This is a genomic window from Terrabacter sp. P2_E3 (genome assembly GCF_056403915.1).
In genome coordinates, this window is the sequence record NZ_JBFUEN010000024.1 from 50,542 (window position 1) to 58,183 (window position 7,642).

A 7,642-nucleotide genomic window follows, 5' to 3' on the forward strand; every position below is an offset into this window, starting at 1 on the left:
CACTCCATGACGAGGTGGTTATCCGGTCCTTACGGCTCGGCGACGTCGGTGGCCGGTCCTATCGTGGCGGGATGACGAACCCACCCGAGATCACCGCCATCACCCTCGGCGTCCGCGACGTCGAGCGCTCCCGCGCGTTCTACGTCGACGGGCTCGGCTTCCGCTCCGTCCTCCACCTGCCGGAGATCACCTTCGTCCAGGGTGCCCCCGGCGTGCTCCTCGCCCTGTGGGACGTCGCGCAGATGCCGAGCGAGTACGGCGACGTCGCGCACGGCTCCTCGGCGCCACCCGTGTCGCTGGGCCACAACGTCACCGAGGTCGGCCAGGTCGAGGCGTTGTATGCCGCCGCGCTGGCTGCCGGCGCGACCTCCGTCTCCGCCCCGACCGAGCGCGAGTGGGGTGGGGTCAGTGCGTGCGTGGCCGACCCGGACGGCTTCCGCTGGGATCTCGTGCACAACCCGAACTTCCGGGTCGACGCCGACGGCACGGTCCACCTGGGCGAGGCGCCTGCCTAGGCGCCGCCTCGAACCCCGTCCAGGCGAGCCCGCCACGGATGGCCGGCCGGCTGGGCGTCGACGACTCGCCGGAGCACCGCCACCTGGGCGGCACCGAGCAGGGGGAGCGCGGCCTCGAGGTCGGCGTCGTCCTTGGGGCGTGGCGAGGCGGCCTTGTGGGCGAGGACGAGCTCGGGGCGCAGGTAGCGCACACCGTCGCGCTCCCACGTGGCATCGTCCAGTGACACCACGAGCGAGGGGTCGCGCTTGAACTGCCACCGTCCGTCGACGTCCGGGTTGAGCAGGATCTCCCCGCGCCACGGGGCGAGCGCGTGCTCGCGGACCCAGATCTGGCCGGAGTCTTCGGGCACCTCCCGTCCGGGCCGCAGGTGCAGCAGGCCTGAGTCGCCGGCGGACCACAGGTGCCAGTGCGGCTCGAGGTGGGCTCGGATCGCGCCGACGTCGCGACGGAGCACCGAGACGTCGATGTCCTCGTGGTCGCGGGCCACGCCGGTGAAGGCCTCGAGGGCCCAGCCGCCGGCCACCCACCAGGGCACGTCGAGCCCGGCGAGGAGGTCCCGGACCTCGGCGGGGGTCCACGGGTGCTGCGGACCGTAGATCCGCTGGAACTCGTCCGGTGCGAGCCACTGCTGCCCGCCGGTCGTCACCTCGTCCTGCTCGTCCGCCTCCTGCTCGCCCACGACGCCACGCTAGCGCCGGCGGCTCGCCTCAGTGGCCGAGTGCGCGCAACTGGAGGCGCAGGGCGAGACGCGTCTCGGGGTCGTGCAGGTCGAGCTCGACGACGCCGGACAGGCGCTGCATCCGGTAGCGGAGCGTGTTGGGGTGCACGTGGACCCGCGCCGCGGCCGCCCGCGGGTCGCCCGGGTGGTCGAGCCACGCCGCGACCGTCTCGAGGTAGGCCGTGTGGTGGGCCTCGTCGTGCTCGCGCAGGGCGGCGACCGGACCGAGCAGCTCCTCGGTCCAGATGCCTCCGAGGGCGCGGGCGTTGGTGACGGCCGCCCAGGCGTCCTCGACCGTCGTGGTCGTGCCCGAGACGCGGCCGACGTCGCGCAGGCGCTGCACCTCGGTGGCCTCGCGTCGCGAGCGGTCGAGGTCGACGGTGCGCGAGACCCGGCCGCCGGCGCTCGCCGTGGCCGTCGGCGTGACACCCGCGACCTCCTCGACGACGCCGAGCAGCCACTCCCACGTGCCGGGGGACGCGTCGCCGGGCACGTCTCGCACGAGGGTCAGGGCGACGCCGTCGAAGATCGCGAGGAGCGGCTGGCGCCACGAGCGGCGCCGAGCAGCGGACTCCCACACGTCGAGCTCGTGCTCGGTGTCACGGGGCGCGCCCTCACCGGTCGGGTCGGTGCGCGGCCGGTGCGCACCGGCGAGGACGACGACCCGCCACGGCGGCGCCGGCAGCCAGCCCTCGGCCTCGAGCGTGTCGCCGCTCAGCACGGCCCGGAGCCGGTCGGCCGAGACCCGTCGGGCGAGGTCGGCCTGCGACCGCAGGCGCAGCAGGTGCAGGGCCACGACCGACGCCGTCTGGGCGAGCGAGCCCATGACCTGCTCGGGTGGCTCCTCGTCGACGACGGCCCAGATCGAGCCCAGCCACTCGGTGCCGGCCCGCACCGGTACGACGACGCGGGCCCGCAGGCCGCGCCCGGCCGGGACGAAGAAGGGCTCGTCGGAGCGCGCGAGCCGGCGGAACACCCCGCGCCCGCGGAGGTTGGCGATGACCTCGTCGGGCACCCGCCGGCCGACGATGGTCGAGACGCGCGCCGGGTCGGCGACGTCCTGTGTCGAGGAGTAGGCGAGCACCCGCGACTGGGTGTCCTCGATGGTGATGGGAGCCGCGACGAGGGCCGCGCACGCGTCGGCAAGGGCGAAGAGCTCGTCGAGCACCGGGCCCTCCGCGCGCACCGCCGGTCCGCTCGCCGCGCGGTCGAGGACACCGCGCAGCAGCCACACGACGTGCGCCCACGACGCGTGGTCGGCGAGCTCCACGAGGCTGACGCGGAAGCGGGCCGCCGCGGCGCGCACCTGCTGGTTGCGGGCCGCGGCCCGCCGCAGCACGACGGCGCCGCAGTCGACGGCCGCCGCGCCCTCGAGCAGGGCGGCCGCCTCGGCCGGCCGCTCGACCCCGACGCCGAGGAGCAGGTCGCCGGCCTGGCCGAAGACGCCCGAGCCGGGCTCGGCGAGCGTGACGTCGTCGACCGTCGGACCTCCGACGTCGACGACCACCGTGAGCAGGCCGCCGCCGAGGGTGCCGACGAGCTGAGCGATGGGCAGGCCGACCGGGGTCGTCGACGAGGTGCGGGTCGCGGACCGTCGGGTCGAGCGGGACGGGGTGGACGGCATACGACCATTGTGGCCCTGTGTGGTGCTCCCAGCACAACAAGGATCGCAAACACTGGCAGCGCAGCACCATGGGCCCGTTCACGCGCGGCCCCACCATGGAGGCAAGGCACCACCCGAGCACCAGACCCAGGAGTCGATCGCATGGCCGCTGTGACCCCCGCCGGTACCCCCGTCCCCGAGCGCGTCGCCGTCGTCGGCGCCGGCATGGTCGGTCTCGCCACCGCCTGGTTCCTCCAGGAGCGTGGCGTCGAGGTCACCGTCATCGACCGCGACGGCGTGGCCGCCGGCGCGTCCTGGGGCAACGCGGGCTGGCTGACGCCCGGCATCGCGACGCCGCTGCCCGAGCCCGCCGTGCTCAAGTACGGCCTGCGCGCCGTCCTCAGCCCGAGCTCGCCCGTCTACGTGCCGCCGAGCGCGCGCCCGGACTTCCTCCGCTTCGTCACCGGCTTCACGCGCCACAGCACCATGACGGCGTGGAAGAAGGCCATGGGGGCCCTCGTGCCCGTCAACGATCTCTCGCTCCAGAGCTTCGACCTCCTCAAGGCCGGCGGGGTCGACGCCGACACCTACGAGGCGAAGTCCTTCACCGCCGCCTACCGCACGGCCGAGGAGCGCCAGACCCTGCTCGAGGAGATCGAGCACATCCACGCCTCCGGCGGCGACATCACCTTCGACGTCCTGAGCGGCGACGAGGCCCGTGCCATCGAGCCGGCCCTGTCCGACGAGATCGGCGCCGCGATCGTGCTGCACGGTCAGCGCTTCATCAACCCGGGCGCCTACGTCGCCGCGCTCGCCGACTCGGTCACCGCCCGCGGCGGCAAGATCGTCACCGGCAGTGCCGTCTCGCGCATCACCGACACCCCGACCGGCGTGCTCGTGACGAACGACTTCGGCCAGGCCGAGCACTACGACGCGGTCGTCGTCGCGACCGGCGCGTGGCTCGGCAAGCTCGCGCGGGAGTTCGGCGTCACGCGTGTGGTCCAGGCCGGCCGCGGCTACTCCTTCAGCGTCGCCGTCGACGACCTGCCCAACGGCCCCGTCTACTTCCCGGCTGCGCGCGTCGCCTGCACGCCCGTCGGTGACCGCCTCCGCGTCGCCGGCATGATGGAGTTCCGCCAGCCGGAGGCCGCGCTCGACCCGCGCCGCATCAAGGCCATCGTCGAGTCGGCGCGCCCGCTGCTCCAGGGAGCCGACCTCGACCACCGCCAGGACGAGTGGGTGGGCTCGCGTCCCTGCACCATCGACGGGCTCCCGCTCATCGGCGCCTCGAAGAACCCCAAGGTCTTCGTCGCCGGCGGCCACGGCATGTGGGGCATCACCCTCGGCCCGGTCACCGGCCGCCTGCTCGCCGAGCAGATGGTCACCGGCCGCGCGCCCGAGCAGCTCGCGCCCTTCAACCCGCTCCGCTGAGCGCCCCCGGCAGCGCCGGGAGACACGGACAAGGCCCACCTGACGACACTCGTCAGGTGGGCCTCCGTGCGCGTCCCCCCGCGCATCGGCGGCGCGTCAGCGCCCGCCGGAGACGGCTGCCACCGGACCCCTCAGTGCGGCGGCAGCCGTCAACCGTGGTTCGGAGACGTCATGCGGACCGGATTGGTGCCGATCCGAAGGCGACGTCGAACCGGTCGCACCAGATGACGACCGAGGTCAGGCCCGACAGGTCCGTGCCTGCCGGGACGGCGTAGTTCTGGTTGCCGTCCGTGGCCTTGAGGTCGCCGAGCGGGACGAACCGGCCGTCGTCGTAGCGATGCCAGTCGTCCCCTCCCGCAGGCTGGTCGGTCAGCCACACGACGACGTCCGGCCCGTCGCTCGTCGAGAAGCCCTCGAGCCGCAGGACCGTCGTGCCGTCGGCCAGCTCGAGCACCCGGGCCGTGCCGGAGGTGGCGTGCTCCCCGTCGACGAAGCGCCCTTGGCCGAGGACGTGCGGAGCCGCTGGTGCGGCCGGGGGCGTATGCCCGGTGGTCGGCCCCGTGCCCCCGCCGGCCGTCGTGGCGGTCGCGACGGCCACGGGGACCGGCTCGTCGACGACGCTGCGGGTGAGCAGCCGCCACGGCTGGAAGAGCACGAGACCGACGGCCAGCGCGACGAGCCCGAGCACGACGGTGGCGGCGATCCAGGGACGTCGTGTCATGGCTCCAGTGCACCGGGTCCGGGATGGCCCGACCATGACGAGAGCCTTACGAGGTGCTGACGTCCCTACGGGCCACGCCCCGGGACGCGTGCGTCAGGCGGGGGTGAGCACGACGAGGGTGTAGGCGCCTACCGAGACGGTGCCGCTCGCCGGCTGGTCGTCGAGGGGCTCGTCCACCGCGTCCACGTCGTGGGTCTCGTGGCCCGCGAAGAGGGCGCTGTAGGTCGCCGCGTCGGAGTTGAAGCGGACCACCCACGGCCCGGCGGACGGCATACCCGTCGTGATGTCGCGCGCCTCGGCGCTCGCGTTGACGACGACCACGGCGACGTCGTCGCCGGAGCGCCGTGCCCAGGCGAGGGCCTTGGCCTCGTCGTCGAGGTGGAGCACCTCGAAGCCCTCGCCACGCAGGCCGCGAGAGACGCCGTCGACGTCGCGGCGCAGGTGGATGAGGTCACGGCCGAGCCGCACGATGTCGCGGAACTGCTCGGCCCGCTCCCAGTCGAGCGGCACGTCGTCGCGGAACCACTCGTCCTCGAGGAACTCCTGGCCCTGGAAGAGCATCGGGATGCCGGGCGTCGTCAGGGCGATGGCGAAGCCGAGGGTCGCGCGCTTCTGCGCCGCCCAGCCGCTCGGGTCATCCCCGTCGACCTCGTGGGGGACCCGGAGCTTGCCGTTGGCCACCTCGTCGTGGCTCTCGGTGTAGACGATGCGCCGGAACGGCTCGTCGTTGCCACGCAGGGCGTCCGCGAGCTGGGTCATCGAGCGCTCCGCGTCGTCGACGGCCGTCAGCAGCCCTCTCACCGGGTGCACGAAGCTCGTGTCCCACTGGGCGTGGAAGCCCGCGCCGCCCTCGTCGGAGGAGGTGATCGCCGGGTCGGACTGGAGGTCCTCGGCGATGAGGATCTTGTCGGGATGCCGCTCACGGATCGTCGTCGTGATCGAGCGCATGAGGTCCCAGCCCTCGGGGAGGTCGCCGCTGCCGAGACCGTCGATGGTGCGCACGTAGAGGGTCGCGTCGAAACGGAGCCCGTCGAGGTGGAACTCCTCGAGCCACATGAGGGCGTTGTCGTGGAGGTAGGCGCGCACCTCCTCGCGGCCGTAGTCGGGGCGGGTGTCACCCCATGGGGTCGACGAGCGCTCGTCGTTGTAGAAGTAGATGCCGCCCTTGCCGTCCTCGCTCCAGCCGTCGAACTGCCAGAGGGACAGGTCGCTCGGGCCGTAGTGGTTGATGACGACGTCGAGGATGACGGCGATGCCGTGCCGGTGGGACTCCTTGACGAAGGCCTTGAGCGCGTCGGCGCCGCCGTAGCCGCTCTCGACGGCGAAGGGGTTGGACGGGTTGTAGCCCCAGGAGTAGTCACCGGCGAACTCGGCGACCGGCATCAGCTCGATGGCGTTGATGCCGAGCTCGGCGAGGTAGCCGAGCTTGCCCGCCAGGCCACCGAGGTCACCGACGTCACCCTGGGTGGCGACGAACGATCCGATGTGGGTCTCGTAGATGACGAGCTCGTCGTGCGGCGGGCAGCCGAACGTGTCACCGCCCCAGTCGAAGGCGTCGCGGTCGTAGACGACGGCGTTGCCCGACGAGTTCGTGACGACGCGAGCGCGCGGGTCGATCCGCATGAGGCGCTGGTCGCCGTTCGTGATGACGAACTGGTACTCGTCGCCGGGCCCGGCGCCCTCCACGTCGGCGTACCAGTGACCGTTGTCCTCGGAGACCATCGCGTGGCCGTCACCCGACCAGTCGGTGAAGCTTCCCGTCACTGCGACGGCGTCGGCGTTCGGGGCCCAGACACGGAAGGCGGTGCCGCCCTCGTGGGGCATCGACCCTAGTCCGGGGCGGTGGGCGTCGTGCTCGGACATGCGGGCTCCAGTCGGGTCGTGAGGGGGGCAGCCCGAGCGTAGACCTGGCTGCTCGAGCCGACCCGTGACGTACCCGATCGGTCTGCCCGGCTCGCTCAGCCCGGCTCGCTCAGCCCGGCTCGCTCGGCTCGCTCGGCTCGGCTCGCTCGGTCGACTCGCCGCGTCAGCGCAGGTAGCCGGTGACGTCGGCGATGACCTGCACGGTGCCGGCGGAGTGGTTGACGATCGTCAGCGTGCCGGAGGTGGTGAGGCGGCCGACGAGGAGGTTGGCGACGGTCTGGCCGGCGGCGAAGTTGGCGGTGGAGCTGCCGGTGGTGGCGGTCGAGTCAGCGCTGAGGAAGCCGGCCGCCCGGGGTGAGGTGGCGGTGAGGTTGATCGCGGCGGCGGTCGCTCCGGCGGGCACGGGTGACCCGGTGACGCCGGCGACCTTGATGGTGAGCGAGGCGCCGGCGGCGATCGCGGTGCGGACGGGGTTGGATGTCGTGCCGACGCGGGTGTCGAGCACCCGCGTCGGAGCGGTCGTGGCCCACTGGTTCGCGGTGCTCGCGGTCGTGACGTAACCGGTGACGTCGGCGATGACCTGCACGGTGCCGGCGGAGTGGTTGACGATCGTCAGCGTGCCGGAGGTGGTGAGGCGGCCGACGAGGAGGTTGGCGACGGTCTGGCCGGCGGCGAAGTTGGCGGTGGAGCTGCCGGTGGTGGCGGTCGAGTCGGCGCTGAGGAAGCCGGCCGCCCGGGGTGAGGTGGCGGTGAGGTTGATCGCGGCGGCGGTCGCTCCGGCGGGCACGGG

7 protein-coding genes are annotated in these 7,642 nt (G+C 73.3%); 2 read left to right on the plus strand and 5 right to left on the minus strand.

Annotation, left to right across the window (positions count from 1 at the left end):
- The first annotated feature begins 71 nt into the window (after positions 1-71).
- Positions 72-515, plus strand: a complete 444-nt coding sequence (locus AC1DW8_RS22335; protein WP_056771939.1) for a VOC family protein — start codon at positions 72-74, stop codon at positions 513-515.
- On the opposite strand, the gene AC1DW8_RS22340 is transcribed toward AC1DW8_RS22335, so the two are convergent.
- On the minus strand, positions 512-1,195 hold the full coding sequence (locus tag AC1DW8_RS22340; protein ID WP_056771937.1) for a nucleotidyltransferase domain-containing protein: 684 nt from the start codon (positions 1,193-1,195) through the stop codon (positions 512-514). The two genes, AC1DW8_RS22335 and AC1DW8_RS22340, sit on opposite strands and share 4 nt — an antisense overlap.
- A gap of 28 nt (positions 1,196-1,223) precedes the next feature.
- Entirely contained in the window at positions 1,224-2,858 is a 1,635-nt protein-coding gene (locus AC1DW8_RS22345) for a PucR family transcriptional regulator (RefSeq protein WP_478095913.1), read from the minus strand.
- A 141-nt stretch (positions 2,859-2,999) separates the two neighbouring features.
- On the opposite strand from AC1DW8_RS22345, the gene AC1DW8_RS22350 reads away from it, so the two are divergent.
- Entirely contained in the window at positions 3,000-4,268 is a 1,269-nt protein-coding gene (locus tag AC1DW8_RS22350; protein WP_056822527.1) for an NAD(P)/FAD-dependent oxidoreductase, read from the plus strand.
- 169 nt (positions 4,269-4,437) lie between these two features.
- On the opposite strand, the gene AC1DW8_RS22355 is transcribed toward AC1DW8_RS22350, so the two are convergent.
- The 3 genes from AC1DW8_RS22355 to AC1DW8_RS22365 form a co-directional block, all read right to left on the minus strand.
- A complete protein-coding gene (locus AC1DW8_RS22355) occupies positions 4,438-4,989 on the minus strand; it encodes a DM13 domain-containing protein (RefSeq protein ID WP_478095914.1) in 552 nt (183 codons plus the stop codon).
- 93 nt (positions 4,990-5,082) lie between these two features.
- The gene (locus AC1DW8_RS22360; RefSeq protein ID WP_056771929.1) at positions 5,083-6,852 is read right to left on the minus strand and encodes an alpha-amylase family glycosyl hydrolase; all 1,770 of its coding nucleotides are present in this window, start codon (positions 6,850-6,852) and stop codon (positions 5,083-5,085) included.
- Positions 6,853-7,015: 163 nt separating this feature from the next.
- A partial coding sequence (locus AC1DW8_RS22365) for a hypothetical protein (RefSeq protein WP_478095915.1) occupies positions 7,016-7,642 on the minus strand: 627 nt, incomplete at its 5' end.

What these genes read in the sequence shown, in the direction of transcription:
- AC1DW8_RS22335 (WP_056771939.1), top strand. Translation starts at nt 72, where the DNA reads ATGACGAACCCACCCGAGATCACCGCCATCACCCTCGGCGTCCGCGAC.
- AC1DW8_RS22350 (WP_056822527.1), top strand. Translation starts at nt 3,000, where the DNA reads ATGGCCGCTGTGACCCCCGCCGGTACCCCCGTCCCCGAGCGCGTCGCC.
- AC1DW8_RS22360 (WP_056771929.1), bottom strand. Translation starts at nt 6,852, where the DNA reads ATGTCCGAGCACGACGCCCACCGCCCCGGACTAGGGTCGATGCCCCAC.
- AC1DW8_RS22355 (WP_478095914.1), bottom strand. Translation starts at nt 4,989, where the DNA reads ATGACACGACGTCCCTGGATCGCCGCCACCGTCGTGCTCGGGCTCGTC.
- AC1DW8_RS22345 (WP_478095913.1), bottom strand. Translation starts at nt 2,858, where the DNA reads ATGCCGTCCACCCCGTCCCGCTCGACCCGACGGTCCGCGACCCGCACC.